Below are 24,920 nucleotides of genomic sequence, written 5' to 3' on the forward strand. Positions count from 1 at the left end.
TTTTTTATATTTATAGCAAAAAAAGTACCATTTAGTTTATGTAGGGTTCAAGTATTTTTGGGATAGTGATACTTCCGTCTTCATTTTGGAAGTTTTCCATAATAGCTACCAACGTTCTTCCTACGGCAAGAGATGAACCGTTAAGTGTATGAACTAATGTATTGTTTTTGCCGTCTTTATAACGAATCTTTGCACGTCTTGCTTGAAAATCTCTTGTATTTGAAACAGAACTAATTTCTCTATATCTGTTTTGTCCCGGTAGCCATACTTCTAAATCAACTGTCTTAGCCGCACCAAATCCCAAATCACCGCAACAAAGTGTAACAAGTCTGTGAGGTAGTTCAAGAGCAGAAAGCAAATCGGACGCAGTCCCCACCATTTCATTAAAAATAATATCACTCTCATCCGGTTTAGATATAGCAACGAGTTCAACTTTGTGAAACTGATGCTGTCTTATCATACCCCTAGTATCACGTCCTGCTGCACCTGCTTCTTTTCTAAAACATGATGTGTATGCCGTCATTTTAATAGGAAGCATATCAGGAGATAAAATTTCATCTTGATAGAGGTTCGTTACGGGAACTTCTGCCGTCGGGATTAAAAAAAGTTCTTGGTCTTGTAGTTTATATAAATCATCTTCAAATTTTGGAAGCTGTCCAGTTCCCTCTAGTGCAGCTCTGTTTACGATTGAAGGTACGCTAACCTCTTGGAATCCTCTTTTTGAGTTAAAATTCAGCATGAAGTTAATAAGTGCGCGTTCTAGTTTGGCACCCATACCAAAAGAGACACTAAAACGGCTAGTTGCCAGTTTTACACCACGTTCAAAATCAATCCATCCGTTTTGTTCGGCTAGTTCCCAATGCTCTTTTGGAGTAAATGTAAACTCTTTTGGAGATAAAACTCTTTTAATTTCTACATTATCATTCTCATCTGCACCGTCTGGAACATCATTATCCGGTATATTGGGAATAGACATAGCAAGAGCTTCAAGATCTTCTTGTTTTGTTCTTAGAACTTCAAGGGCATCAGTTATTTTAATCTTGTTTGCATCAACCTTCTCTTTTAATTCACTGACATCTTTGCCATCTCTTTTATAGATGCCAAACTCTTTACTCATACTGTTTTGGTCTGCTTGAAGAGTTTCAAATTCTACTTTTGCAATTTTTAACTCTTCATTTTTTCTCTTTAACTCTTCAATAAGTTCCGCACTAACACCTTTGCGTATAAGTTTAGCGCTAACGCTTTGAAAATCTTTTTGTAATAGCTTTAAATCAATCATAGTTATCCTAAAAAATAAGTAGTGAAATTATATCAAAATAAACTACTTAAGCATATTGTGCTATCTATATGTTAAAATACCATATTATTTTGTATATTACAAAGACAATATAAACAGGAAATTTATGAAAAAAAACTTTAGCACTGAAGTTGTTCTTGACTCTTTTGAGCGGCAAAATTATCTAAGACTTCAATCAGGTCTTAATAAAGCGCAGGCATTGGCACATATAGGGCATTGGGAACTTGATTTAACAGACAATAGTCTTTATTGGTCTGATGAAGTTTATCGTATTTTTGGACTTGAGCCTCAAGAATTTGGTGCTACTTACGGAGCCTTTTTAAAACATATTCATCCTGATGATGTAGGGTTGGTCAATAATACTTATATGAAATCCCTTGAAGAAAAACAGGGATATCACGTCGAACATCGTATCGTGAGAAAAGATGGAGAAGTGGGTTTTGTAGAAGAACGATGTGAGCATGAGTTTGCAAGTGATGGAAGACCACTAAAATCAATCGGTACGGTACATGATATTACAAAGCGAAAAATTGTAGAAAATGAGCTTATTTTAGCTTCCGCCGTTTTTGAAAAGATGAAAGACGGAGTTTTAATAACGGACTCAAATCAACGAATAATTACCATTAACAGAGCATTTAGTAAAATATCGGGATATACACTAGAAGAGATTAAAGGTAAAACACCGCATGTTCTTAGTTCAGGTTGGCATGACACTCTTTTCTATCAAAATCTATGGAGTGAAATTAATAATAATGGTCAATATAACGGAGAGATAATAGACCGTAAAAAAAACGGAGAGTTATATACGGCCGAAGTTAATATTATAGCTTTACGCAATAAAGAGGGCGCACTGACAAACTATATATCTATAGTTAATGATATAAGCGAAAAAAAAGAGCAAGAAAAGCTTATTCACAATTTAGCCTATTTTGACTCTCTTACGGAACTTCCAAATAGGGTACTGTTTGAAGAACGTGTTATTAGTAGAATACCTGCTTTAAAAAGAGCTAATAAGAAGATGGCAATTCTATTTATCGATATGGATAACTTTAAAAATATCAATGATACGCTTGGGCATTTTGTAGGTGATAAATTTTTAATAGAAGTTGCAAAATCAATCAAAACTCTTTTACGCGAAGAAGATACTCTTGCAAGATTAGGTGGAGATGAATTTACAATCATATTAGAAGATATAGGGTCTATAGTAGAGATAATTCCAATAGTTGATAGAATTATAAATAAATTTAAAACACCGGTTGAGATAGGAGACAAAGCGTTATATACCGGAATTAGTATGGGTATTAGTGTTTATCCTGATGACGGATATACTTACGAAGAGCTAATTAAAGCTGCAGATACGGCAATGTATCATGTAAAAGAATCAGGAAAGAACAACTATCAGTTTTATAAAGAGTATATGAACGAAAAGATAACGCAGCGTATGTTAATTGAAAATGATTTGCGTGGTGCCATAAGTAAAAATGAGTTGTTTTTAGAGTATCAGCCAAAAGTAAATTTAACTACAAAAAGTGTTTACGGTATGGAAGCGCTTATTCGTTGGAGTCACTCAAGCGTAGGACTTATAAGACCTGATATGTTTATAGGTATTGCTGAAGATACGGGGCAAATATCGCAAATTGGATTGTGGGTAGTAAAGCAGGCAGTTAGTGATACAAAGATACTTCACGATAACGGTAATAGACTTACGGTTTCAATAAATGTATCTAGTAAACAGCTTGATGATGAGTCTTTTGTCGAGGATATTTGTAAAATTGTTGATGGGATTGGTCTTGAAAAGAGGTATATAGAGCTTGAAATAACGGAGAGTCATATTATGAAAGATGTTAAAAAAGCACTCTCTATTTTAAACGAACTACATGTAAAAGGTTTCAATCTCTCTATCGATGATTTTGGAACAGGTTACTCATCACTAAGTTACATTAAAAAATTACCCGCTAAAACTATAAAGATAGACCGCAGTTTTGTACTTGATATTGATAAAGATGAAGATGACCGCTCAATTGTCGCAGCAATTATAGCAATGGCAAGATCTTTAGGCAAAGATGTTATAGCAGAGGGTTCAGAAACACAAGAACATATTGATACGTTAAAGCATTTAGATTGCAATCAAGTACAGGGATATTATTTTAGTAAACCGCTAAAAATAGATGTTTTTAAAGAATTTATACGTAATTTCAAAGGAGAAGGTAAAGCAGTTTAACATGTTAAACTGCTAAACTAATATATCTTTAGCTATCTGAAACTGGTTTGCAGTCATAAGATGAATTTTTGGATGGAAAGCTTTTAGATTATCAAAGAGTTTTTTGCTGAGTTCAAATCCAACTTTATACTCTTCATTAGCTCCTTTTTCATGAGCTATCCTTAACTCCTCTATCCAATAGTCTGGAACATTAATTCCCGGAACATGTGCCGAGAGAAACTGTGCGGTTCTGAGTTTTGTAATAGGGAAAATTCCTAAAATAAGCTCTGCACCTCTGTTCTCGCTTGAACATTCTTTGTTTGCCGCCTCTTTAAGTTCTAAAAGTTGTTTTGCATTTTCTACATCATAAACAGGTTGCGTAATAATGCCTAGAGCTCCGTGTTTTATCTTTTTTTGCATTTTCTTTTGAAGAGATTTTGGATTTTTTGCATATGAATTTACAACGGCAAAAGGGTATATCTCTTTTGGTTGATGCGATAACGGTTTTCCCGCGTAATCTATACCGCTGTTAAAACAGGAGATTATATCAAGCAACATTGAACTGTCTGCCTCAAAAACGCCTTTTGTATGTGGTTGGTCGGATATAGTAGCAGGATCACCAGTTAAGGCTAAAATAGCTCTTACATCTACTTCGTTTGCTCCAAGAAGGTCGGATTGAAGAGCAATTTTATTTCTATCGCGCATACTCATTGTAGCAATAACGGGTTTGTTAAATCTATCTTGAAGCAATTTTGCTCCAAAAAGAGAGTTGTATTTTAATTTTGCTAGAGGATTGTCAGTAGTTGTAAAACCGTCTATTAATTTATCAAGCCCAAGCTCTGCAATTTTATCAACAATCGGAGAAAAAACAGGAGAGTGTGCAGGTGTAGTCTCAAGCGTAATGTATGTATGGTTTTTTAATTTATTTATTAGTTCATCAAACAAAAAGCATCCTAAATGGGTATAATTGCACAATTATAACTAAAGAGAGAAGAATATATGCTAAAACTGGCTGTTTTTGATTTTGACTCTACGCTTATGGACGGCGAGACAATAGATTTTTTTGCTGAAGAACTCGGACTCGGTGAACAGGTAAGCAAGATAACCGAAGCCGCAATGAGCGGAGAGCTTGATTTTTTTGAATCGCTTCAACAAAGAGTAGGGCTTTTAAAAGGTTTGGATTATAGTGTAGTTGAAAAAATTAGTCATAATCTTCCTTACATGAAGGGTGCTCGCGAAACAATTGCCGAACTTAAATCAAGAGGCATGAAGGTGGTTTGTTTTAGCGGTGGATTTAGAAGTGCAACAGGATATGCAAAGGGTATTTTGGGATTTGATGCAGATTTCTCAAACGTCTTACACCATAAAAATCAAAAACTAAGCGGTCTTGTAGGCGGAGATATGATGTTTAACTACTCGAAAGGCGATATGTTGATACGCTTACAAGGTTTATTAGGTGTCTCCGAGAGTGAAACTTTGGTGTGCGGAGACGGTGCAAATGACCTTTCTATGTTTGCACATGCAGGGACAAGAGTCGCTTTTTGTGCAAGAGAAATCTTGAAAAAAGAGGCAAATATTATAGTCGAAATAAAAGACTTAACACAAATATTGGAGAAAATTTAATGTTAGAAAACAGTGTCTGGAGACAGTATAACAAAGAAAATAGTTTTAAAGAGATGATTGCTAAATTTTGTAAAATGGATTTGCTTGATATTATCGAAGATGAAAAAACTCTATATGGAGTTCTTAAAGCAAAACTTACAAAAAAAGAGTTGAAGCTTTTTGCTATGGATAGTGCAGGACTTGACGATGAGCAAATTAAAGCTGCTTTTGAGTGTAGCGATGAAGAGCTTAAAAATGCAAAGTTTAAACTTTACAAAAAGTTAAAACAGGACAAGACACGCTTAGATTTTAGAGCATCAAGCTTAGATGAGGATGATGAGTAAAATTAGTTATTTTTAAGGATAATCTTAAAAGAGACTCTTCTTGATTTCTCTTTCTCCTCAACTTCGTTATGCACTATCTTTTTCGAAAAGCTAAGACCGCTCCCTTTTAAAATATTAGAGAGCAACTTTTTACTTTTTTCATCTTGCATTGAAAAAATATAGCTTAGTGTTGAAAATGAGCGGGTCATTGATAGTTTTGCATTATTTAGATATCTACCGGAAAAGTCCTGTGTTCCCCATTCGCTTGAAGTATGCCCGCTTATTTCTAGGGTGTTTACTAACTCGTGATGTTTATGCAAAAAGAGTAAAAGTTTATTTGAAAATTTTTGTAAAAACTCTTTTTGAGCACTGTTTAGTTTATACTCCGCTATATCAAAATAGAGATTTTTATCGATTAAATTTATGGATAAGTCTTGCGTTATTGATATCTTTTTTTCTTTTACCTCTTGTTTAAATATATCATTTAACTCATCGTATAAACTGCTTATTTTGCTAGGGGCTTGAGCCATGGAGATATCTCTGTTTAGTTTTACAATCCACATGTTACTCTCTTGTGAATCTTTATTTGTATAGACTCCGGCTACCGCTGCTTGAGAGTTATGTAGTATTGTAACCGCATTGAAGCCCTCATACTCTTTTGAGCCGTAATGTTCTTGAGAGAGCATTGAAAACCTGCCATCTAAAAGCATAACAAGCCCGTCAGTGTTAAACGTATCTTTTACATAACCGACACCGATTATTTTGCTGTCTGAATACTCTTTTATATCATTTAATACGCTACTGTAAGTTGTATGAATAATTTTATCAAGCAAAATATTTTTTTGTATATCTATTTTCACGAGCCTGATTTGCTCTTTATTCATCTCATCCTCTTGTGAGAGTGACAAAGCAAAGCTACCTTCTCGCAGTTTTATGACTCTATGAGCCGTTATGTTTTTTTCGCCTTTAAACTCTTTTAACCAGACTTTGTCTCCATTTTCAGTAATTCTCATAACTTCTATAGTTTTTGATTTTTCACTATTTGCTTGGCATAGTACAATTATAGAGCCGTTATCGGCTTCTGTTGCATCGACTCCTATATCATCATTTTGTGTGCCATATTTTTTGCTCCATAACATGTCGCCGTTACTTGAGACTCTTGTTAAATAGATATCACTTAAACCCAAACCGCTTTCAAAAAGATTATCGTGTTTATCTCTTGAGGTAGCAGACGATCCTATTGCCAAAACACCACCATCGCGAAGAAGAAGCATTTTGCTCATTTTGTCATAATTTGCAGTTCCGAATATTTTTTTAAAAATAATGTTTGCATTTGAATCAAGTTTTAAAACTATAAGTGATCCATCTAACGTATGTCCACCTATAAAGTAGCCGTTCTGAGGTGTTTTTGCGATACTGAGTGCTTCACTAAAGTTTGACAACTCCATTGATTTTCTAAGTAAAATATCTGCATAATCATCAATTTTTATTAAATGCATTTTAGAACCGTATTTATTTGAAACAGAAGCTAAGTAATCAAAAGCGTTTGTATAAGTAACACCTGTACTAGCAGAGTTCTTTTTGTACTCTTTTATAAATCCAACGGCACTTATGCTACGATCGTAATCTTCGGTTATATCAAAAAGAGCATTGTTAAATGGTTCATCTATTACTATTGAAAAGTCTGATTTTTTTGCGTAAAGGGAAGTGATTAGTAGTATAGCTGTTAATATATATTTCATAGTACTGCTTTTTACTACATGTGTAGCAAAAAATATTCCTAAAGTAAAAAAAGTTTTTTTGGAGTTATTATAGAAAATAAACGGCGGTGCAAAAGCACCAATCCTCGTATTGAGGATTCTTTGAAAATTATCTTAAATTTTCAAACGGTGCAGTTACTACAGTTTTTCTTGTTACAGTATATGGAACCAATGCAGCTGCACGAGCTCTTTTAATAACTGTTGAAATCATATCTTGGTGACGTTTACAGTTTCCTGTTAAACGACGAGGCATAATTTTATATCTTTCTGAAAGAGAGAAACGAAGTGCTCCTACATCTTTGTAATCCATAAAATCAACTTTTGCTTCACAATATTTACAGTATCTTTTTTTATACTTTCTTCTTTCTGCCATGTTATTTCCTTTGTTATCTAATATCTAAAATGGGATTTCATCTTCATCAATGTCGATTACTGGAACAGAGTTACTACTTGGCATCTGCTTACTTTGATTGTAAGCTTGTTGCTGCTGTCCACTCGGCTGTTGATAGCTTTGAGGCTGTTGCTGTTGGTAACTAGGTGCTTGCTGATAGTTTCCTTGTTGCTGATAACCTGCTTGTTGCTGAGGCTGATAATCATTACCGCCTTGGTTGTCATTTTTAGAATCTAACATCTGCATAGTCTCAACAACAACAGAGTGCTTAGAACGTTTCTGTCCGTTTTGATCTACCCATTGGTCAAAGTTAAGTCTGCCTTCGACAAGGATTTTACTTCCTTTTCTAAGGTATTGGTTGGCAATCTCTGCACTTCTTGCAAAGAATGTAATATCTACAAAACAAACTTCCTCTTTTTTTTCACCGTTTACGGTAAATTTACGGCTAGTTGCTATTGCACTGTTTGCGATAGCCATTCCGCCTTGAGAGTATCTAAGTTCAATATCTCTAGTTAAGTTTCCAACTAAAATAACTTTGTTGTACATGAATTTTCCTTATTTGTTTAGGCGTTAGCCAATTACTTCACTTGTCTATTCAGCGTCTTCGTCTTCATCAATTCCGGCAGGTATAATAACTTCTTCTACTTTTGCCTCACCTGCAGGTGCGCTAGCTTTTTTATGAGCTTTTTGAACTAGTTGATTCCAAGCAGTTACTTCGCGGTTTGTATCATATTTTATAGTTACAAAACGAAGAAGATCTTCATTGATACGGAAACGTCTCTCTATTTCGTTGATTGCCGATGGAGCAACAGAATAGTAGATAACATGGAAATAACCACGCTCGTTTTTGTTAAGAGGGTATGCTAATTTTCTCATGCCCATAGCGTCTGTAGCAGCAATTTCGCCGCCGTTAGAAGTGATAATTTCTTCGATAGCTTTAATGCTAGCTTGAATCTCTTCTGCTGTTAATGTCGGTTTTACGATTACTAGGTTTTCGTAATGTCTCATAGAGTATAATCTCCCTTTGGTATTTCGCCCTTTTGCAAGGCTTTTGTTTCCCTTTCGGATATGCATATATCGAAAAATTATCGATACAAAGAGAAAGGAACTCGGAATTATACAAAAAAAATACTTAAAAAAGCATATATATAAACATATTAGTTTTTATGAATAAAGTATAGCAATTTGCAATAATAATATCTTTTTAAATTTTTTAAGATATAGTTTTAACAAGAATAAATGGAGAATATATGACAAAAAGAAAAAAAGTCGGCTCAAAAAAACATTCAAATACTTTAATATATATAGCATGGGGATTGGTTTTTATAGTCATAGCTATTGGCGTATTTATAGGCGGATACTATTTCGGGTATGATGATGCTAAAAAAAATATACAAAAACAAGAACAGATGAAAGAGAAAAAGCGACTCTCCGTAATTAAAAAATTAGAAGAAGAGAGTGCAAAAAAAAGAGAGATAGACGTAAATGACAGATTAAAAGAGATACTAAAAAAAGAGGCTAATATTACTCAGATAAGTGAGCCAAAAATAGAAGAGAAAATTGAGAAAAAGAGTGATGAGGCAAATGAGTCAAAAGAGCAAGAAAGAGGCGATGAGTATGAAAATGCTACACATGAAACAGAGGGTGCAGTACTCCCTCAGCCGCCTGAGCGTAAAATCGTAAAAAGTTCTACAAAACCAAAGCTTGCGATTATTATCGATGATGTAAGCGTAAAATCACATGTAGCAGCAATAAAAGCTCTTAATCTGCCTATAACAATGTCTTTTTTACCGCCGAGTAAGTTTAGACCTAACTCAAGTACTTTAGCCGCAAAAGAGAGTTTTTATATGGTCCATTTACCTATGGAAGCTAAAAATTTTCATCATGAGGAGCCTTATACTTTAAGAGTCGGTGATTCTCAGGATGAGATTATAAGTAGGATAGAAGATATTAAAAAACTGTTTCCAAAAGTAAAATATATAAACAACCATACCGGCAGTAAATTTACATCCGACGAAGCAGCTGTAAATAGACTTATAATTGCGCTAAATAAAGAGAATATTAATTTTATAGACAGCAGAACTATAGGCTCTACAAAAGTACCTACGGTTATGAAAAATTATGGAAAACAGTATGTAGCAAGAGATGTCTTTTTAGATGATAAAATGGATAAAGCTTCTATAATAGTGCAGATTAAAAAAGCTATAGAGTCTGCTAAAATACATGGAAGTGCCATAGCAATAGGTCATCCGCATGCAAATACTATTTTAGCAATTAGTGAATCAAAAAATCTTTTCTCTGCTGTTGAGTTAGTTTTAATAGACAAGGTTTATTAACCTATGAATTTAGTTCAAGATAAGATTCCTGAACTATTAGCTATGAAAAACTACCCTTGCAAACTTTTTTACGATGGAAATATAGAACTTTTAAAAAGAGTTAAAGTTTCAATTGTAGGAAGCAGAAAACCTACAATGTACTCTCGATTAACGATTCAAAAGCTCTCATCATCTTTGTCAAAGCATGGCGTTTGTATTGTAAGCGGAGGAGCAATGGGAATTGATGCTACGGCTCATGGTGCAGCCGGTGCCTCAAACACTATAGCAGTGCTTCCATGCGGTATTGATATAAGGTATCCTAGCGTTAATAAAACTCTCTTAAATGATATATCTAAAAATGGGTTGTTGATTAGTCAGTTTGATATGGGCTTTATTGCAACTCCATGGAGCTTTGTTGTTAGAAACGAGCTTGTTGTCGCCCTTGGAGATGTATTGATAGTAGGCGAGGCGGAAATTGATAGCGGAACGATGAGAAGCGTGGAGTTTGCTTTGAAGATGGGCAAGGAGATTTTTGTACTTCCTCAGCGTTTGGGAGAGAGCAGTGGAACAAGCCAACTTCTAAAAGAGTTAAAAGCAAAACCAATTTATGATATAGATGAGTTTGTCTCAGGATTTGCTACATGTAGTGAACCGAAAATAGATAAAAAAGAGGATGATTTTTTCTCTTTTTGTGCTAAGAATCCGACTTATGACGAGGCTTGTTCAAAATTTCCGCAGAGAGTTTTTGAAGCTGAGCTTGGCGGCGAGATAAAAATAGCTAACGGCAGAGTTTGGCTCCTATAAGATTAGCATAGCATCGCCGTAAGAGTAAAATCTGTACTCGTTTTCTATGGCGATTTTATAAAGTTCTTGAGCTTTTTGCAGACCTATGAAAGAGGCTACTAGCATTAAAAGAGTTGATTTTGGCAGATGAAAGTTTGTAAGGAGATGATTTACTCTAAGAGGCTTATTGTTGGGATGTAAAAAAAGATTTGCCTCTCCCTTTTGTTCTCCTTTATTTCTTGCATAAAATTCTATGGTTCTTGTGGATGTAGTTCCAACGCTTAGTATCGGTATCTCGGAATCTATTAGTTGTTTAGCACTGTCTGATATATCATAATACTCAGAGTGCATAGGGTGTTGTGTTATAACTTCACACTCAACAGGTTTAAACGTTCCGCTTCCTACATGTAGTGTAACATAGGCGTGAGGATACTTTTGGCATACTCTTTTATGTTGCTCTTTTGTAAAGTGAAGTGATGCTGTTGGAGCTGCAACGGCACCCTCTTCTTTGGCAAAAACACTCTGATACTCTATCTCATCGTTTTTGTTATCTTCTCTTTGAATATACGGCGGAAGAGGAATATGCCCTATCTTATCTATAATAGGGAGTATCTCTTCAAAACGCAAAAGTTTATCATTTGAATAAAAATTCACGATTCTGCTTCCATCATCAAGCACTTCTTTTACATGTAGAGTTAATTTCTCATTACAATCAAATAAAACTCTTGTACCTATTTTTACTTTGCCTCTTATATAGACATTCACATCATGTGCATTTAAGGCTCTATTTATAAGCAGTTCAATTTTTCCGCCGCTTAGTTTTTTCCCAAAAAGTCTGGCTTTTATAACTTTAGTATCGTTAAAAATAAGCGCACACTCTTTTGGAATAAAAGCTTCTAAATCAGAAAATTTAACATGTGAAACTACATCTGTCTTTCTATTATAGACTAAAAGTTTTGCGCTGTCTCTGGGAAAGGCAGGGTGGGTTGCTATGAGCTTTTTTGGAAGAAAAAAGTCATAGCTAGAAGTTAAAAGATTTTTATCACTCACTGTCTTTATTTATCGCTTTTATCTCATCAAGGAGATTAACATCCTCATTATCATCCTCTTCTTCGCCGTCTTCTAATGGAGCAGCAGGATTTACCATTTTAACAATTAAAATAGAAGCTCCATAAAGCAGAACAAGCGGTCCTGCCATTAGAAGTTGAGTTAAAACGTCAGGAGGAGTAAGAAGAGCGGCTACTATAAAAATAATCACGATTGCATATCTGAAAAAATCTTTCATCTGTCTATCGTCAACCATGCCAAGCAGTGCTAAAAAGTATGCAAAAACGGGAAGTTCAAAAGATATACCGAACCCAAACATGATTTTTGTAAAGAAGCCTACATAATCTTCTATATTGATTAGCGGAGTAAATTTAAAACTACCGAATGTAATAAGAAAGTCAAATCCAAAAGGTGTAACTACATAGTAAGCAAACAAAACTCCTATCAAAAACATTATGCTTCCGCCAAGGACAAATGGAATAACCATCTTTTTTTCATTAGCATAAAGAGCAGGGGCTACAAATGCCCATATCTGAGAGAGTATAATCGGCAGAGCACCTAGAATTGCCGCAAAAAATGATACTTTAAGTGCAACAAAAAATGCTCCTCCGACTTGATTTGTCGTTACCATTCCATCTGCCGCATGAAGTGATTTTTTACCGACTTCTATAAGTGCTACATTTAGAGGTTCAACAATCCATGCTAAAATAGGTTCATGAAAATAAAACATGACAAAAAACATTACAATAAGACTTGCTACGGAGATTGCTAGCCTTTTTCTTAGCTCAATTAGGTGCGGTCTTATCTCATCAAACATTTTTTACATCTTCTTGTGGTTTTTTTGCAGTTTGAGTAACATCACTTTTTTTAAGTGTTACCTCTTCGGGTTTATTTACAGGTGCTTGTTTCTTTGGCTCATCAAAGAAACCGTCATCGCCAAATGAATCATCCTCAAGTGTTGTCAGTTTTGCCGCCATACCCTTGATATCTGTAGCACTTTTTACTTTCTCTGTAGCATCAAGCAACTCTTTTTTATATGCAAGAGCCTCATCTTTCATGCTTTTTACATTCATTTCTTCTTCAAGACTGCTTTTCATAGTTCCGATAACATTTTTTGTGTTTCTAAAAAATTTAGCTATCTCAACCATTGCGTCCGGAAGTTTATCTGGACCGAGAAATAAAATAGCGATAATAGCAATAACGAGTATCTCAGTAAAACCCATACCAAACATGAAAAAATCCTCTAAATTATATGAACGACGATTCTAGCAAAAAAATAATTAAACTACGATATAAAGAGTGCAATCTCATCTGCTAACAGATAGTTCTCGTTATAAAAGGTATCATTTTGAAAGGTAAGTTTTTCTTCGCTAACTAACAGTTGTGCTTTTTTAAGTTCATCTTTATCTAAGATGTTTTTATCTATTCCTACACAAGAGCGAAGACCTAAAAAAATCTGCTCTATCTTTTTATCTTCGGGAGTTAAGTGCTCTGTTTTTATGTTTAGCGGGTTTTTTATATACTCTTCAACACTGGTTGTCGGGTAATATCTCTCCAAATCTAACTTTCCTACAGCACCGCTTCCTAGACCTATATAATCATCATATTGCCAATAACCAAGATTGTGAATACTTCTATAAGAACCGAAGTTGCTTATCTCATACTGCTTGAAACCAAAATTACTGATGCTTTTAAAAAGCCATGACGTAAGTTTTAATCTCTCTTTTGACATGTAAGGCTTTGATTCAAAAGGCGTACCCTCTTCTATAGTTAGAGCATAAGCACTTAAGTGGTTGATGGGTAGGGCAAAAGCGGTGTTTAAATCATTTTCTAAAAGCTCTTTCGTGTCTCCTAGCGTTGCATAAATCAAATCCAACGAGATATTCTCAAAACCTACCGCTTTTGCATTCAAAATTGCCTCTTTTGCCTGAGATGCATTATGAGCACGGTTTAGTATTTTTAGTTTCTCTTTATCAAAGCTTTGCACACCGAAACTTATGCGATTAACTCCGAGATTATACATTCCTTCAAGCCACGCCGCATTAGCACTGTTTGGGTTTGCTTCGCTTGTTATTTCGATATTTGGTGCCATGTATGGTTTTAGCATCTCAAAGATATTTTTATATAATTTTGGTTCTACGGTAGATGGAGTACCCCCTCCGATAAAGAGGGAGGTTATTCCTTTTTGGGGAGTTCTAAATCTTTTGAGTTCAAATTCAAGCTGTGTGCAAAGGGAGAGCATATACTGCTCTTTTAAATGGAACTTATCCACATAAGAGTTAAAAGCGCAGTATGAACACTTAGAGTCACAAAATGGTACATGTATGTAAAGTAACATCTTTCTATTTAGAGAGACTGTCTAATGTATCTATAATCTCATCCATTTTGTCATTGATTAAGCTGATTTCAGCAGAAATATTATTAACTTCATTTGCATTTGCGTTTAATGCATCAGAACTTTCAGAGATAGACTGTATTAAAACATTTGTCGTAGCCGATGTTTCAGCTAAGCTTTTTTGCGTTCTCTCAGCCAGTTTTCGCACCTCGTCTGCAACAACGGCAAATCCTCTTCCATGCTCACCTGCACGAGCTGCTTCGATAGCTGCATTTAGTGCTAAAAGGTTTGTCTGCTCCGCAATATCACCAATGGTTGCCAAAATAGTTTTTGTCTCATTTGCATTAGTAACCAGAGTTTGAAGATTATGTACCATATCGTTCTCTTTATGCGCGACATTGTGAATTCTCTCTACCGTGTCGTCTATCATATCTTTTAGCTCTTTGATTGTGGTATGTGTGATTTTTGAGACTGTTTCATTGAGCCTATCTGAAGATTCGACTATAACATTTTGGCTTACTCTATTCTTCTCTTCCATATCTTGCAGTGACTGACCCAGAGAGTTTATATTTTTTAGTAAATCAGCCATTTTCGCTTCTACTTTAATCTCGCTTCTTGTAGAAAATGAACCCTCAGAGAATTTTTTAAGAGTCTCTATCGCATTGTCGATATTTTTCTCAGACTGATTTAACATGTTGTTTAGACTATTTTTAAGCACATGTATATACGGTGTTTTAGAGTCTGATGAGATTCTGCAAGAGTAGTGACCTTTTGAAACTTTATCTGCTAATAAAACCATCTCTCCTGCAACTTTTGTATCTGCAAGTACTGAATTTTGGTAACTTGTTACAATTTTATTGAAATTTATCTCTGCCTCATCATTTGTTTTGTCGTTAAGTTCGATTTTATTTCTGTTAAACTCCATCATCTCGATTAACTCGGCTCTTTTCTTGCCAAGATAATTATTAGCGGGATTTCTTTGCATACTTAGTGTGATAGTGACTGCAAAAGTAACAACTGCCAACACTGCATGTAAAATAGCAGATTCGCTCAAAAAAAGCGATACTATTAGAATTAAAAAAGCCGAAGCTATAATCATGTTTTTTTGAATTGTATTCATATTTATGTATCCTATCTTAATGTCTTGTATAAAGATTCTGCTTCTTGAATCTCTGATGCCGATGGCTTTCTTCTGCATGAGAGATATGTTTGCTCTTTTCTTGTTTCATCGTACATCGGATAAACAGTCGCGTAAACCCAATAAAATCCGCCGTCTTTTGTACTGTTTTTTACGTAGCCGCTCCAAATTTTACCGTTTTTGATAGCTTCCCATAAATCTTTAAAGGCCGCTTTTGGCATATCTTTATGGCGAACAATATTATGCGGTTTTCCTACGAGTTCATTTATACTATATCCGGCAATTTTGCAAAAATCATCATTTGCAAACAATATAATTCCCTTAGCATCTGTTTGCGACACTAAAAAATCATCATTTTTTAAGACGTACTCTCTCATTCTGTATTCTCTCGTTTGTAATATGCCGCAACTGTAACATAATTAAGATAACGCCTGCTTTAATGGTGTCAAATAGTGTCAATCATATGGCAAAATTGCAAGCTTGTATCTTTACTATTAGTTTATTTTAATTCCATATTTTGTATAATCGCACAATTATAATATGAAGTGAAATCATGACTGAAAAAGAGTTATATCGTCCCAACGTAGCAATGATTATCGTATCTCGCTATTATCCGCATAAAAAAGAGATTTTTTTAGCGCAGAGAAATGATTTGATAGATATATGGCAGTTTCCCCAAGGCGGAATCGACAGTGGCGAAGAGGTAAGAGAAGCTCTGTTTAGAGAGCTTTTAGAAGAGATAGGTACCGATAAAGTAGAAGTAATTGCAGAATTTCCTGAGTGGATATCTTATGATTTTCCACCTAGAATTGCACAGAGCATGAAGCCTTTTATCGGGCAAAAACAGAGATATTTTTTGGTTAAACTGCAAGAGGATGCAGTTATAGATATAAAGACTGAGGAACCTGAGTTTATTGATTATAAATTTGTATCTGTTGATGAAGCTTTGAATCTTAGTGCAAGTTTTAAAAAAGATGTTTATACCAGTGTAATAAATTATTTTAAAGAAGAGGGATTATTGTAGATGTTAATAGTTCAAAAATTTGGCGGAACTAGTGTCGGTGATTTAGATCGTATCCAAAACGTAGCTAAGCGTGTAAGTGAAACAAAAAAAGCAGGAAATGATGTTGTTGTAGTTGTTTCTGCAATGAGTGGAGAGACAAATAAACTTGTTTCTTATGCGGAGCATTTTTCAAAAAATCCTTCAAGAGGCGAAATGGATATGCTTCTTAGTTCAGGAGAGAGAGTAACGGCTGCACTACTAGCAATAGCATTGACTGAAATGGGATTTGACGCTATTTCTATGACTGGAAGAAAAGCAGGAATCGTGACTGATAACATTCATACAAAAGCTCGTATTGAAGAGATAAACCCAACCGTTATGCATAAAGCTATAAAAGAGGGAAAAATCGTAGTGGTTGCAGGTTTTCAGGGCGTATCGCAAGACGGGAACGTAACTACGCTTGGACGCGGAGGAAGCGACCTTTCAGCCGTTGCAATTGCCGGTGCTATTAAAGCCGACTTATGTGAGATATATACGGATGTTAGCGGTATCTTTACAACAGATCCTCGCATTGAGCCTCGTGCCAAAAAGCTTGACAAAATATCTTACGATGAGATGCTAGAACTTGCATCTTTAGGTGCAAAAGTGCTTCAAAACCGCTCTGTGGAGCTGGCAAAAAAATTAAACGTAAATTTAGTAACAAGAACAAGTTTCTCAAATGAAGAGGGAACATTAATAACTAAGGAAGAAAATATCATGGAAAAACCGTTAGTAAGTGGAATAGCATTAGACAAAAATCAGGCTCGTGTATCGTTGATGGGCGTAAAAGATAGACCGGGAATAGCGTCTGACATATTTACGAAACTTTCAAACAATAACGTAAACATAGATATGATAATTCAAAACGTAGGTCATGACGGAAGCGCAAATATAGATTTTACGGTTCCGGTGGGAGATTTAAATGACGCTAAGACTGTTGTTGACGGATTTGTAAAAAATGCTGAAGTTAAAGAAGCTTCATATGATGAGAAAATTTGTAAAGTATCAATCGTAGGTGTCGGTATGAAGTCTCACACCGGCGTTGCGGCAAAAGCATTCTCTACAATGGCAAAAGAGAATATCAATATAAATATGATTTCAACTTCAGAAATAAAAGTTTCAATGGTTATAGATGAAAAGTATGCAGAGTTGGCAGTTAGAAGCCTTCATGACGCTTACGAATTGGATAAGTGAGTAATATGTCTGAATTTGCCCAATGGAGCTTAGATGCCATCAGAGAAGAGGGTGGTTGTTTTAGTTGGCTGGAAGAGCAGCGCTTTGACTGGACTACTACGACTTCTCAGGCATTGGAGCAGATACTTAGCGGCAAAACCATTATTCTTATTACAGACGAAAAAAGAAAATGGCTAGAGACATATATTCTTGACTATTTAAACAACGCACAGCTAGATCGCCCTTTACTTCCTATTGTAAGTATAGACAGCATGTATAAACACTACAACAGCATTAACGGCGGTGAGATGCTTGATATTGTGGAAGATATGATATCTTTGGCTCATAAAGATGAGTACTTTTTTTGGTATATCGGAAGAGGCGAAGATAAAAGAGCCGATATCGCAAAAAGAAAAGATACTAGCTATTTTTGGATTTTTGACGAAGAGTATCTAAATGCGTTTAATCTGAAATCTTACGACAAACTATTAGATATAAAACTGCTTCAACTCTACCGCCTATTTAATGCATCTTTAAATGCGGCGATGTATGGAGAGGTTGATGTCGAATCATGACTCTAAAAAAGGTTATATTCTAATCTCAAACAACATTGAAGCGGAGTTTGAGAGACTCAGAAATGAGTTAAAACCAAATAGGGTTGTAGGTTTTATAGAGGATGAATTTAAAATAGAGCATGCAAAAGCGGTAATCGCAGAATCTTATATCAGCGAATCACAGGTAAAATATATAATTTTGGGGGCAAACAACTTTAACCACATATCCCAAAACTCTCTTTTAAAACTATTAGAAGAGCCTCCTAGAAATATAGAATATATACTTATATCATCGACAAAATCAAATCTTCTTCCGACCGTTCGTTCAAGAATGCCGATTTTACAAACCAAAACAACATACAGTGTGCAAGAGATTACTCTTAATCTATCTAGGGTAAATTATGCGGAAGTTTTCGAGTTCTTAAAAATAAACGCAAGAGTTAAAAAGAGTGAGGCGAAATCTCTTGTAGAAGCACTCTATAACAGAGCAACAGTTATAGACAAATTGATTTTGAACGCTTCACAGCTTCAAAATTTTGATAAAGCTTACAGACTTTTGGAGTTAAACTCAAGACCTCAAAGCGTTTTAGCTATGCTAATTATGAGTTTCGTGGGAGAAAAAAGTGCAAATTGAACTTTTATCAAACGATATAAATATAAAAAGTTATCTAAGTGAGCTAGGCGTAGATGGCGGCGGAATTGCTATCATGGCATCAAAAGCGACTCATCATACAATTTATATCAGAGAGTTACATGTAGGTGCGGCAAATATATTAAAACAAGATGCTCTTAGCATAGGGGCAGATTTGGCTGTGCCTCGCGGAACTGTTCTTGCGAAAACGCCACATGTAAATTGCATCTTAATTGCTACTACAAAGCAACTGCATCTGCTTAGCAAAAAAGAGTTATCTCAGCCTTTTGGCTTAAAAGAGTTGGCAAAAGAGTTTCAAAATATTTTAAATATTAAAAAACCTCTACATGTAGAAATTATGGGTGTTATAAATGCAAATGACGACAGCTTTTTTTCTGATTCTAGATTTAAAGATGCTAGCGCTATAGAAGCTATCGAGAGAATGATAGATGATGGAGCAGATATTATAGACATCGGCGGAGTTTCTTCTGCACCAAACTCTTTACATGTAGATAAAAATGAGGAATTAAGAAGATTAAAGCCAATATTAGATACCATAAAAAAACAGAAACTTTATAACAAAATAAAATTTAGTATAGATAGTTATGAGCCTTTGGCAATAGATTATGCGCTAAAGAGCGGTTTTGAGGTAGTAAATGATATAACTGGATTGTCAAACGAAAAAGTTTGCAAACTTTGTGCATCAAGCAATTCAAGAGCCGTTATTATGCATATGCAAAAAACTCCCCGTACAATGCAAGAGAGTCCAAAATATGAAAATATATTAAGTGATATTTACTCATTTTTTGAGCAGAGAATTAAAGTGGCCGAAGAGTTTGGGGTCAAGGATATTGTTTTAGACGTAGGAATCGGTTTTGGTAAAACATTGGAGCATAATTTGATGCTTATTAAGCATTTAGAGCATTTTTTAACTTTAGGCAAGCCTTTGCTAGTAGGTGCTTCAAGAAAGTCAATGATAGACAAAATCTCTCCTTCGCTTCCAAAAGATAGATTAGCAGGAACTTTGGCGCTTCATTTGGAAGCCATAAGAAACGGAGCTTCTATAGTTCGAGTACATGATGTAGCAGCACATGTTCAAGCGTTAAAAATTCAAAAAGCATTGAAAAATATTTAAAAGGCAAGAAAAAAATGAAATTTCCATCCATTAGCGAAATAGCAACAACCGAAGTTGTCTCAACAGATATAAATCAATCTATAGCCAATGCTATGAAGATAATGTTTAGTCATGAACACAGAAATATAATAGTTTTAGACGGTGATGTTTTTCGTATTTTGACCGTTAATGATATTTTAAATATAAAAGCCAAAAATATAGATTTAAACATCTCTTTAAAAGATTTGAAACTAACCGCGGTTCCTATAGTAAAAAAAGACAAAAGCGTTCTGCATACGTTGGAGTACCTAAGCTACAACATAGAGTATATTTGCGCAGTTAACGATGACGGTTCTTTGTATGGACTCATTACGCATACCGATGTTATAAGCAGCGTCGATCCCGATACGCTAATGGATAACTTTTATCTCAATGATTTTTTAAAACTGGGCAAAAGAGCCAAATGGATAAACAAGGATGTAAAAACACAAGATCTGTTTTGCGACTTGCTTCATAACACATCAGATAGTGTTATAGTTGTTGAGAACTTTAAACCTATAGGCATATTTACTACAAAAGATGTTATACGAGTTATGAAACAAGACGATGATTTATCTCTCGCCGTAAGTAACTACATGTCATCTCCGGTTGATACGATAACTAAAAATGCTTCCGTTAAAGAGGCTTTGGAATTTTTAAAAAATAAACACTATAAGAGAGTTGTCGTAGTAGATGAAGAGGGTAATATATCTGGAATTATTTCACAAAAAGAGCTAATCTCTTTAACATACTCAAAATGGGTTATTTTAATGAAAGAGTATCAGGAGGAGCTTGATAAAATTAATACCTCTCTTTTGCATAAAAACAAAAAATATGAGCAACTAGCTTCAAAAGACTCGCTAAGCGGACTTTATAACAGAACTAAATTTTTAGAACTTTATGAAGCATCGTATGAGATTATGAGACAACGAGAGAATGAGATGTCTTTAATAATAATGGATATTGATAATTTTAAAATAATTAATGACACTTACGGACATAATATAGGCGATAAAGTAATCATTCAAATTTCTCAAGCACTATTAAATGTTTTAAGAAGCATAGATATAGTTTGCAGATGGGGAGGAGAAGAGTTTGTTATACTTCTGCCTGCGGTTAATTTTGATAATGCCTTAGCAATTGCACAAAAATTAAGAGTATATATCCAAGAGTTAGAGATAGAGAACATAGGCAGAATTACAGCTAGTTTTGGTGTTTCAAAAGTAAAAAAAGATGGAGATATTAATGCTGTTATAGATAGAGCCGATAAAGCACTCTATCTAGCAAAAGCTTCAGGAAGAAACTGCGTTAAGGCAGAAACGGATTTATAAAAAAACTTCTACATGTAAATAATGAGAGGTTTTATTAAAAAGTAGCCGGTGCAATATAATTGCCTTTTACAAATTTGCAGCCGTGTCCCTTTGGAAATATCTTATTTGAACTAATCCAATGATCGTCGGAATAATTTTTTACGGGAAAATAGACTTTTACAAATGAGTCTTTCAGGTCAACAATCGGACCGCAATTAGTCTCTACCCCTTTTTTAAGATTTTTTCTAAATTTATCAATATTGTACGTAAAATTGTTTATAGCTTTTTGCTCAATTTTGGCTAACATTATGTTCTCTATCTCCGCCTCTTTCTCTTTTTGTGCATAGGCTTTTGCATTTTGTTCTTCTTGAATTTTTCTTTGTTGCTCCTCTATTTTTAGAGCATCAAGATTTTGATACGAGAGAGCTATAAGATGTTGCGCACTTTTTAAAGAGGAGTATTTTGCTATAAATGCACTGAATTCATCAGAAGTTTTAGCATTTGTAAATGCACGTTTACACGCATCATATTCAAAAATCTCTTTTTTACTCTCTATAGCGCTAAAGAGATTTGTCTGTTTTATAGCTTCTTGTACAAGTTTTTCATCAATATATCTGTATTGTGTAGAGTCCTCATCAAAACTTCTTAAAATATCCATCATATTTTTTGGAGCTGCATTTGTTGAAAGATTACTTGTACAAATATTGTACTCTTTGGGATTATTTTGTTTTTTACACTCATATTGATTAGAAGAGTTCATCAAAGCTGTTTTTGCAAAATATGGCTGAATCTGACTATATGTTTCATTTACTTGAAGAATCTCTTGATTGCTTTTTGCTCTTGATTCAATAACACTCTCTTTTATATCGACTATTTTCCATAAATTGTTGTTTTTTTCTATTAACACATAGTAGTAGCCGCTTTGGCTTGTATATTTGTTTTTAGACAGAGGTTTAATGTTATTAGGGGTAGAAGCAGTGCTACATCCTAAAAAAATGATAGATATAAGAGCAAGCAGAGTATTTTGAATATACATGTATTTCCTATTTAAGGATTTTGAAATTGCGGATTTTACACTCTAAAATATTAAAAGGTTGTTAATAAATGAAGTACTCTTACACATGTTCGTGTAAGAGTAGATTTGTTTATTCAATCTCAGCGTCTATTACGTCGTCGTCTTCTTTTTTCTTTTTAGTGTCAGCTGCACCGGCTTCACCGCCTTGCTCTTTTTTGTACATCTGTTCTGCCATTTTATGACTAGCTTCCGTTAAAGTTTTTACCTTAGCTTCAATCTGCTCTTTTGTAGCACTTGTATCTTTTAGTACATCTTTTAACTCTGCGATAGCACTCTCTATTTTAGCTTTTTCATCAGCTTCGATTTTATCTCCCATTTCGCCTAGAGATTTTTCAGTTTGCGCGATAAGTGCGTCAGCTTGATTTTTAAGTTCAACTAACGCTTTTCTTTTGCCGTCTTCAGCTTTATGAGCTTCTGCATCTTGAACCATTTTATTAATCTCTTCTTCGCTTAGTCCTGAAGAGCCGCTGATTGTGATAGACTGAGATTTGCCTGTACCTTTGTCTGTTGAGCTAACAGTCAAAATACCGTTTGCATCGATATCAAAAGTTACTTCGATTTGAGGCACACCGCGTGGAGCTGCCGCAATATTTCCTAATTCAAACAAACCTAGAGATTTGTTGTCTTTTGCAAACTCTCTCTCACCTTGAACAACCGAGATACTAACAGCAGGCTGATTATCTTCTGCAGTTGAGAATATTTGAGATTTTTTAACCGGAATAGTTGTACCTTTTTCAATGATTTTAGTAGCAACGCCGCCTAATGTCTCGATTCCTAATGAAAGTGGAGTAACATCAAGTAAGAGAACGTCTTTAACATCTCCTCTTAAAACTCCACCTTGGATTGCCGCACCAGCTGCTACAACTTCATCAGGGTTTACACCTTTGTTTAATTTTTTGCCGCCGAAGAATTTAGATACCATATCTTGAGCGAGAGGAACACGAGTTGAACCCCCAACCATGATAATTTCTTTGATTTGGTTGTTGTCCAAATCAGCATCTTTCATTGCAGTTTTGATGTGATCGATTGTCTCTTCAACAAGTTTTTCAATCATGCTCTCAAATTTAGCACGTGTAAGTTTGATAACTAAATGTTGAGGTCCCGCTTCAGTCATGGTAATAAACGGTAAGTTTATCTCTGTTTCAGTAGAAGAGCTTAGCTCTTTTTTAGCATTTTCAGCAGCATCTTTTAATCTTTGAAGTGCCATTTTGTCGTTTTTAAGATCAATACCGTGAGTACTTTTGAATTCAGTGTTTAAATAATCAACGATTTTGTTGTCAAAGTCATCTCCGCCTAAAAATGCATTACCGTCAGTTGATAAAACTTCAAAAGTACCATCACTTATCTCTAAAACAGTAACGTCGAACGTCCCGCCTCCCAAGTCATAAACAAGTACGTTTTCATCCGCTTTACTCTCTAATCCGTAAGCAAGCGCAGATGCAGTAGGTTCGTTAATGATACGTAAAACATTAAGACCTGCTATTGTTCCGGCGTCTTTTGTAGCTTTTCTTTGTGCATCGTTGAAGTATGCAGGAACAGTGATAACTGCGTCAGTTACGCTTGAACCGATGTATGCTTCAGCATCCTCTTTTAGTTTGCTTAAAATCTTAGCCGAAATCTCTTGCGGAGTGTAGATTTTACCTGCTACGTCAACCGCAGCCATACCGTCTTTGTCAACGATATTATAAGTTACTTTATCGTGAGCCGCTTTTGCATTCTCTTCGCTCATCATAAGACCCATAATTCTCTTGATTGAAGAGATAGTTTTATGCGGGTTTGTAATTGCTTGACGTTTTGCAGGGTCACCTACTAAAACCTCACCTTTATCTGTAAACGCAACTATTGAAGGAGTTGTATTTTTACCCTCTTTATTTGGGATGATTTTTGCTTCACCGCCCTCGTAAACTGCAACACATGAATTTGTTGTTCCTAAATCTATACCTATTACTTTACTCATTATAATTCCTTTAATTTATTTCATAAATTTAAGGGAACATTTTTATTCCCTTTGAAACGATGTCGGAAGTAATTCCGCCATCTACGCTAACGCTAAGTTCTCTTCGGCAGAGAGCCCGCGACACCTTGTGTCTTTTTTTATTGTTTGCTATGCTTCAAGTAAAAATGCCAGAAGCATTTTTATACTTTAGTCGCTACAGTGACGCCAGCGGACTAATAATTAATTCGCCACCACTACCATCGCTTCACGCAAAGGTCTCTCTTTATATCTGTAACCTGTTTGAAAAGTTTGAACTATCTGCCCACTTTCTACAGTGTCACTCTCTACACTTTGAATCGCATTATGGATATTTGGATCAAAAGGCTCATCATGTGAAACCATAGTAACACCGTGTTTCTCCAAAGAGGTTTTAAACTGCTTAAGCGTAAGTTCAATGCCCTCTTTTAATTTGTCCAAATGCTCTAGCGGGTCTGCGACATTCTGCGTAGAAGAGAGTGCCATTTGAAGTGCATCCATAACGGGAATCATATCTTTTGCAAATTTCTCGTTTGAATACTCTACGGCAGTATATTTTTCTCGCTCAAGTCTCTTTTTGATATTATCAAAATCAGCATGAACACGAGCATATTTATCTTTTAGCTCAGCCAGCTCTGCTTGTAAAAGATTAAACTCATTCTCAACGGCAACAGCTTCCGCCGCCGCTTCGTCAAGCTCTATATTCTCTTCTTTATTGTTAAGAGACTCTGTTTGAATCTCCTCATTATTTTCTTTTGACATAGTTGTTAAATTGCTCCTTCTATAAAAAGATGACACCATTATACATATTGAGTGTAA

Annotated in this window: 26 protein-coding genes; 11 read left to right on the plus strand and 15 right to left on the minus strand. The window is 35.1% G+C overall.

The features are described from left to right. Nucleotides 1-31 precede the first annotated feature (31 nt). Nucleotides 32-1,279: a serine--tRNA ligase gene (serS, locus tag A2530_RS00875; protein WP_294884003.1), complete on the minus strand. Its 1,248-nt coding sequence runs from the start codon at nucleotides 1,277-1,279 to the stop codon at nucleotides 32-34. A 124-nt stretch (nucleotides 1,280-1,403) separates the two neighbouring features. Here serS and A2530_RS00880 point away from each other — a divergent pair, with 124 nt between their 5' ends. Further along, on the plus strand, nucleotides 1,404-3,518 hold the full coding sequence (locus A2530_RS00880; protein WP_294884004.1) for a GGDEF domain-containing phosphodiesterase: 2,115 nt from the start codon (nucleotides 1,404-1,406) through the stop codon (nucleotides 3,516-3,518). A gap of 12 nt (nucleotides 3,519-3,530) precedes the next feature. Here the strand turns inward: A2530_RS00880 and A2530_RS00885 are convergent, their stop codons facing one another. Further along, on the minus strand, nucleotides 3,531-4,442 hold the full coding sequence (locus A2530_RS00885; protein WP_294884005.1) for a methylenetetrahydrofolate reductase: 912 nt from the start codon (nucleotides 4,440-4,442) through the stop codon (nucleotides 3,531-3,533). Between the two features lie 54 nt (nucleotides 4,443-4,496). On the opposite strand from A2530_RS00885, the gene serB reads away from it, so the two are divergent. Both serB and A2530_RS00895 read left to right on the plus strand, forming a co-directional pair. Then, on the plus strand, nucleotides 4,497-5,120 hold the full coding sequence (gene serB, locus A2530_RS00890) for a phosphoserine phosphatase SerB (RefSeq protein ID WP_294884007.1): 624 nt from the start codon (nucleotides 4,497-4,499) through the stop codon (nucleotides 5,118-5,120). Beyond that, a complete protein-coding gene (locus tag A2530_RS00895; protein WP_294884009.1) occupies nucleotides 5,120-5,443 on the plus strand; it encodes a hypothetical protein in 324 nt (107 codons plus the stop codon). The genes serB and A2530_RS00895 overlap by 1 nt, the downstream gene beginning before the upstream one ends. 2 nt (nucleotides 5,444-5,445) lie before the next feature. Here A2530_RS00895 and A2530_RS00900 read toward each other — a convergent pair whose 3' ends face one another. The 4 genes from A2530_RS00900 to rpsF all read right to left on the minus strand — a co-directional run bounded on the left by A2530_RS00900 (nucleotide 5,446) and on the right by rpsF (nucleotide 8,581). Further along, the gene (locus A2530_RS00900; RefSeq protein ID WP_294884011.1) at nucleotides 5,446-7,164 is read right to left on the minus strand and encodes a hypothetical protein; all 1,719 of its coding nucleotides are present in this window, start codon (nucleotides 7,162-7,164) and stop codon (nucleotides 5,446-5,448) included. Nucleotides 7,165-7,291: 127 nt separating this feature from the next. Next, nucleotides 7,292-7,555 carry a 30S ribosomal protein S18 gene (gene rpsR / locus A2530_RS00905; RefSeq protein ID WP_294884013.1) on the minus strand — a complete coding sequence of 88 codons (264 nt, stop codon included), beginning with the start codon at nucleotides 7,553-7,555 and terminating at the stop codon, nucleotides 7,292-7,294. 24 nt (nucleotides 7,556-7,579) lie between these two features. Then, nucleotides 7,580-8,119: a single-stranded DNA-binding protein gene (locus tag A2530_RS00910; protein ID WP_294884014.1), complete on the minus strand. Its 540-nt coding sequence runs from the start codon at nucleotides 8,117-8,119 to the stop codon at nucleotides 7,580-7,582. Nucleotides 8,120-8,164: 45 nt separating this feature from the next. Continuing rightward, nucleotides 8,165-8,581, minus strand: coding sequence for a 30S ribosomal protein S6 (gene rpsF / locus A2530_RS00915; protein WP_294884015.1), 417 nt, complete (start codon nucleotides 8,579-8,581; stop codon nucleotides 8,165-8,167). 242 nt (nucleotides 8,582-8,823) lie between these two features. Between rpsF and A2530_RS00920 the strand changes: the two genes are divergently transcribed. Further along, nucleotides 8,824-9,909 carry a divergent polysaccharide deacetylase family protein gene (locus tag A2530_RS00920; RefSeq protein ID WP_294884016.1) on the plus strand — a complete coding sequence of 362 codons (1,086 nt, stop codon included), beginning with the start codon at nucleotides 8,824-8,826 and terminating at the stop codon, nucleotides 9,907-9,909. A 3-nt stretch (nucleotides 9,910-9,912) separates the two neighbouring features. After that, nucleotides 9,913-10,692 (plus strand): DNA-processing protein DprA, encoded by a 780-nt coding sequence (locus A2530_RS00925; protein WP_294884017.1) that lies wholly within the window; start codon nucleotides 9,913-9,915, stop codon nucleotides 10,690-10,692. Here A2530_RS00925 and queA read toward each other — a convergent pair. Genes queA through A2530_RS00955 form a run of 6 tightly spaced genes read right to left on the minus strand, consistent with a single transcriptional unit; the run spans nucleotide 10,687 to nucleotide 15,568 of the window. After that, nucleotides 10,687-11,721, minus strand: coding sequence for a tRNA preQ1(34) S-adenosylmethionine ribosyltransferase-isomerase QueA (queA, locus tag A2530_RS00930; RefSeq protein ID WP_294884018.1), 1,035 nt, complete (start codon nucleotides 11,719-11,721; stop codon nucleotides 10,687-10,689). The genes A2530_RS00925 and queA overlap by 6 nt on opposite strands. Beyond that, nucleotides 11,714-12,535 carry a twin-arginine translocase subunit TatC gene (gene tatC, locus A2530_RS00935; RefSeq protein WP_294884019.1) on the minus strand — a complete coding sequence of 274 codons (822 nt, stop codon included), beginning with the start codon at nucleotides 12,533-12,535 and terminating at the stop codon, nucleotides 11,714-11,716. Before tatC ends, queA begins: the two co-directional genes overlap by 8 nt. After that, a complete protein-coding gene (gene tatB / locus A2530_RS00940; RefSeq protein ID WP_294884020.1) occupies nucleotides 12,528-12,950 on the minus strand; it encodes a Sec-independent protein translocase protein TatB in 423 nt (140 codons plus the stop codon). Before tatB ends, tatC begins: the two co-directional genes overlap by 8 nt. Nucleotides 12,951-13,003: 53 nt before the next feature. Next, complete coding sequence (gene hemW / locus A2530_RS00945; protein WP_294884021.1) at nucleotides 13,004-14,056, minus strand: radical SAM family heme chaperone HemW; 1,053 nt, start codon at nucleotides 14,054-14,056, stop codon at nucleotides 13,004-13,006. A gap of 4 nt (nucleotides 14,057-14,060) precedes the next feature. Further along, nucleotides 14,061-15,173, minus strand: coding sequence for a methyl-accepting chemotaxis protein (locus tag A2530_RS00950; protein ID WP_294884022.1), 1,113 nt, complete (start codon nucleotides 15,171-15,173; stop codon nucleotides 14,061-14,063). A gap of 11 nt (nucleotides 15,174-15,184) precedes the next feature. Beyond that, nucleotides 15,185-15,568 (minus strand): PAS domain-containing protein, encoded by a 384-nt coding sequence (locus tag A2530_RS00955; RefSeq protein WP_294884023.1) that lies wholly within the window; start codon nucleotides 15,566-15,568, stop codon nucleotides 15,185-15,187. 176 nt (nucleotides 15,569-15,744) lie between these two features. Between A2530_RS00955 and A2530_RS00960 the strand changes: the two genes are divergently transcribed. The 6 genes from A2530_RS00960 to A2530_RS00985 are packed head-to-tail and all read left to right on the plus strand — an operon-like array spanning nucleotide 15,745 to nucleotide 21,075. Next, nucleotides 15,745-16,215, plus strand: coding sequence for an RNA pyrophosphohydrolase (locus A2530_RS00960; RefSeq protein WP_294884024.1), 471 nt, complete (start codon nucleotides 15,745-15,747; stop codon nucleotides 16,213-16,215). Further along, nucleotides 16,216-17,427, plus strand: coding sequence for an aspartate kinase (locus A2530_RS00965; RefSeq protein WP_294884025.1), 1,212 nt, complete (start codon nucleotides 16,216-16,218; stop codon nucleotides 17,425-17,427). It begins immediately after the preceding gene. Between the two features lie 5 nt (nucleotides 17,428-17,432). Continuing rightward, on the plus strand, nucleotides 17,433-17,981 hold the full coding sequence (locus A2530_RS00970; protein ID WP_294884026.1) for a HobA family DNA replication regulator: 549 nt from the start codon (nucleotides 17,433-17,435) through the stop codon (nucleotides 17,979-17,981). Then, nucleotides 17,968-18,594: a DNA polymerase III subunit delta' gene (locus A2530_RS00975; protein ID WP_294884028.1), complete on the plus strand. Its 627-nt coding sequence runs from the start codon at nucleotides 17,968-17,970 to the stop codon at nucleotides 18,592-18,594. Before A2530_RS00970 ends, A2530_RS00975 begins: the two co-directional genes overlap by 14 nt. Next, complete coding sequence (gene folP, locus A2530_RS00980; RefSeq protein ID WP_294884029.1) at nucleotides 18,584-19,726, plus strand: dihydropteroate synthase; 1,143 nt, start codon at nucleotides 18,584-18,586, stop codon at nucleotides 19,724-19,726. Before A2530_RS00975 ends, folP begins: the two co-directional genes overlap by 11 nt. Before the next feature lie 14 nt (nucleotides 19,727-19,740). Continuing rightward, the gene (locus tag A2530_RS00985; RefSeq protein ID WP_294884031.1) at nucleotides 19,741-21,075 is read left to right on the plus strand and encodes a diguanylate cyclase; all 1,335 of its coding nucleotides are present in this window, start codon (nucleotides 19,741-19,743) and stop codon (nucleotides 21,073-21,075) included. A gap of 34 nt (nucleotides 21,076-21,109) precedes the next feature. On the opposite strand, the gene A2530_RS00990 is transcribed toward A2530_RS00985, so the two are convergent. The 3 genes from A2530_RS00990 to grpE all read right to left on the minus strand — a co-directional run bounded on the left by A2530_RS00990 (nucleotide 21,110) and on the right by grpE (nucleotide 24,863). Next, nucleotides 21,110-22,090, minus strand: coding sequence for a hypothetical protein (locus tag A2530_RS00990; protein WP_294884033.1), 981 nt, complete (start codon nucleotides 22,088-22,090; stop codon nucleotides 21,110-21,112). A 109-nt stretch (nucleotides 22,091-22,199) separates the two neighbouring features. Continuing rightward, nucleotides 22,200-24,086: a molecular chaperone DnaK gene (gene dnaK / locus A2530_RS00995; RefSeq protein ID WP_294884034.1), complete on the minus strand. Its 1,887-nt coding sequence runs from the start codon at nucleotides 24,084-24,086 to the stop codon at nucleotides 22,200-22,202. A gap of 219 nt (nucleotides 24,087-24,305) precedes the next feature. Next, entirely contained in the window at nucleotides 24,306-24,863 is a 558-nt protein-coding gene (gene grpE, locus A2530_RS01000) for a nucleotide exchange factor GrpE (RefSeq protein ID WP_294884036.1), read from the minus strand. Nucleotides 24,864-24,920: the final 57 nt, after the last annotated feature.

The organism is Sulfurimonas sp. RIFOXYD2_FULL_34_21 (assembly GCF_001830805.1).
Lineage (GTDB): Bacteria > Campylobacterota > Campylobacteria > Campylobacterales > Sulfurimonadaceae > Sulfurimonas.

Excerpts from the sequence above, each read along its gene's own strand:
- serS (WP_294884003.1), bottom strand. The coding sequence starts at position 1,279 with ATGATTGATTTAAAGCTATTACAAAAAGATTTTCAAAGCGTTAGCGCT.
- A2530_RS00880 (WP_294884004.1), top strand. The coding sequence starts at position 1,404 with ATGAAAAAAAACTTTAGCACTGAAGTTGTTCTTGACTCTTTTGAGCGG.
- serB (WP_294884007.1), top strand. The coding sequence starts at position 4,497 with ATGCTAAAACTGGCTGTTTTTGATTTTGACTCTACGCTTATGGACGGC.
- A2530_RS00895 (WP_294884009.1), top strand. The coding sequence starts at position 5,120 with ATGTTAGAAAACAGTGTCTGGAGACAGTATAACAAAGAAAATAGTTTT.
- A2530_RS00900 (WP_294884011.1), bottom strand. The coding sequence starts at position 7,164 with ATGAAATATATATTAACAGCTATACTACTAATCACTTCCCTTTACGCA.
- rpsR (WP_294884013.1), bottom strand. The coding sequence starts at position 7,555 with ATGGCAGAAAGAAGAAAGTATAAAAAAAGATACTGTAAATATTGTGAA.
- A2530_RS00910 (WP_294884014.1), bottom strand. The coding sequence starts at position 8,119 with ATGTACAACAAAGTTATTTTAGTTGGAAACTTAACTAGAGATATTGAA.
- rpsF (WP_294884015.1), bottom strand. The coding sequence starts at position 8,581 with ATGAGACATTACGAAAACCTAGTAATCGTAAAACCGACATTAACAGCA.
- A2530_RS00920 (WP_294884016.1), top strand. The coding sequence starts at position 8,824 with ATGACAAAAAGAAAAAAAGTCGGCTCAAAAAAACATTCAAATACTTTA.
- A2530_RS00925 (WP_294884017.1), top strand. The coding sequence starts at position 9,913 with ATGAATTTAGTTCAAGATAAGATTCCTGAACTATTAGCTATGAAAAAC.
- tatC (WP_294884019.1), bottom strand. The coding sequence starts at position 12,535 with ATGTTTGATGAGATAAGACCGCACCTAATTGAGCTAAGAAAAAGGCTA.
- tatB (WP_294884020.1), bottom strand. The coding sequence starts at position 12,950 with ATGTTTGGTATGGGTTTTACTGAGATACTCGTTATTGCTATTATCGCT.
- hemW (WP_294884021.1), bottom strand. The coding sequence starts at position 14,056 with ATGTTACTTTACATACATGTACCATTTTGTGACTCTAAGTGTTCATAC.
- A2530_RS00950 (WP_294884022.1), bottom strand. The coding sequence starts at position 15,173 with ATGAATACAATTCAAAAAAACATGATTATAGCTTCGGCTTTTTTAATT.
- A2530_RS00955 (WP_294884023.1), bottom strand. The coding sequence starts at position 15,568 with ATGAGAGAGTACGTCTTAAAAAATGATGATTTTTTAGTGTCGCAAACA.
- A2530_RS00960 (WP_294884024.1), top strand. The coding sequence starts at position 15,745 with ATGACTGAAAAAGAGTTATATCGTCCCAACGTAGCAATGATTATCGTA.
- A2530_RS00965 (WP_294884025.1), top strand. The coding sequence starts at position 16,216 with ATGTTAATAGTTCAAAAATTTGGCGGAACTAGTGTCGGTGATTTAGAT.
- A2530_RS00970 (WP_294884026.1), top strand. The coding sequence starts at position 17,433 with ATGTCTGAATTTGCCCAATGGAGCTTAGATGCCATCAGAGAAGAGGGT.
- A2530_RS00975 (WP_294884028.1), top strand. The coding sequence starts at position 17,968 with ATGTCGAATCATGACTCTAAAAAAGGTTATATTCTAATCTCAAACAAC.
- A2530_RS00985 (WP_294884031.1), top strand. The coding sequence starts at position 19,741 with ATGAAATTTCCATCCATTAGCGAAATAGCAACAACCGAAGTTGTCTCA.
- A2530_RS00990 (WP_294884033.1), bottom strand. The coding sequence starts at position 22,090 with ATGTATATTCAAAATACTCTGCTTGCTCTTATATCTATCATTTTTTTA.
- dnaK (WP_294884034.1), bottom strand. The coding sequence starts at position 24,086 with ATGAGTAAAGTAATAGGTATAGATTTAGGAACAACAAATTCATGTGTT.
- grpE (WP_294884036.1), bottom strand. The coding sequence starts at position 24,863 with ATGTCAAAAGAAAATAATGAGGAGATTCAAACAGAGTCTCTTAACAAT.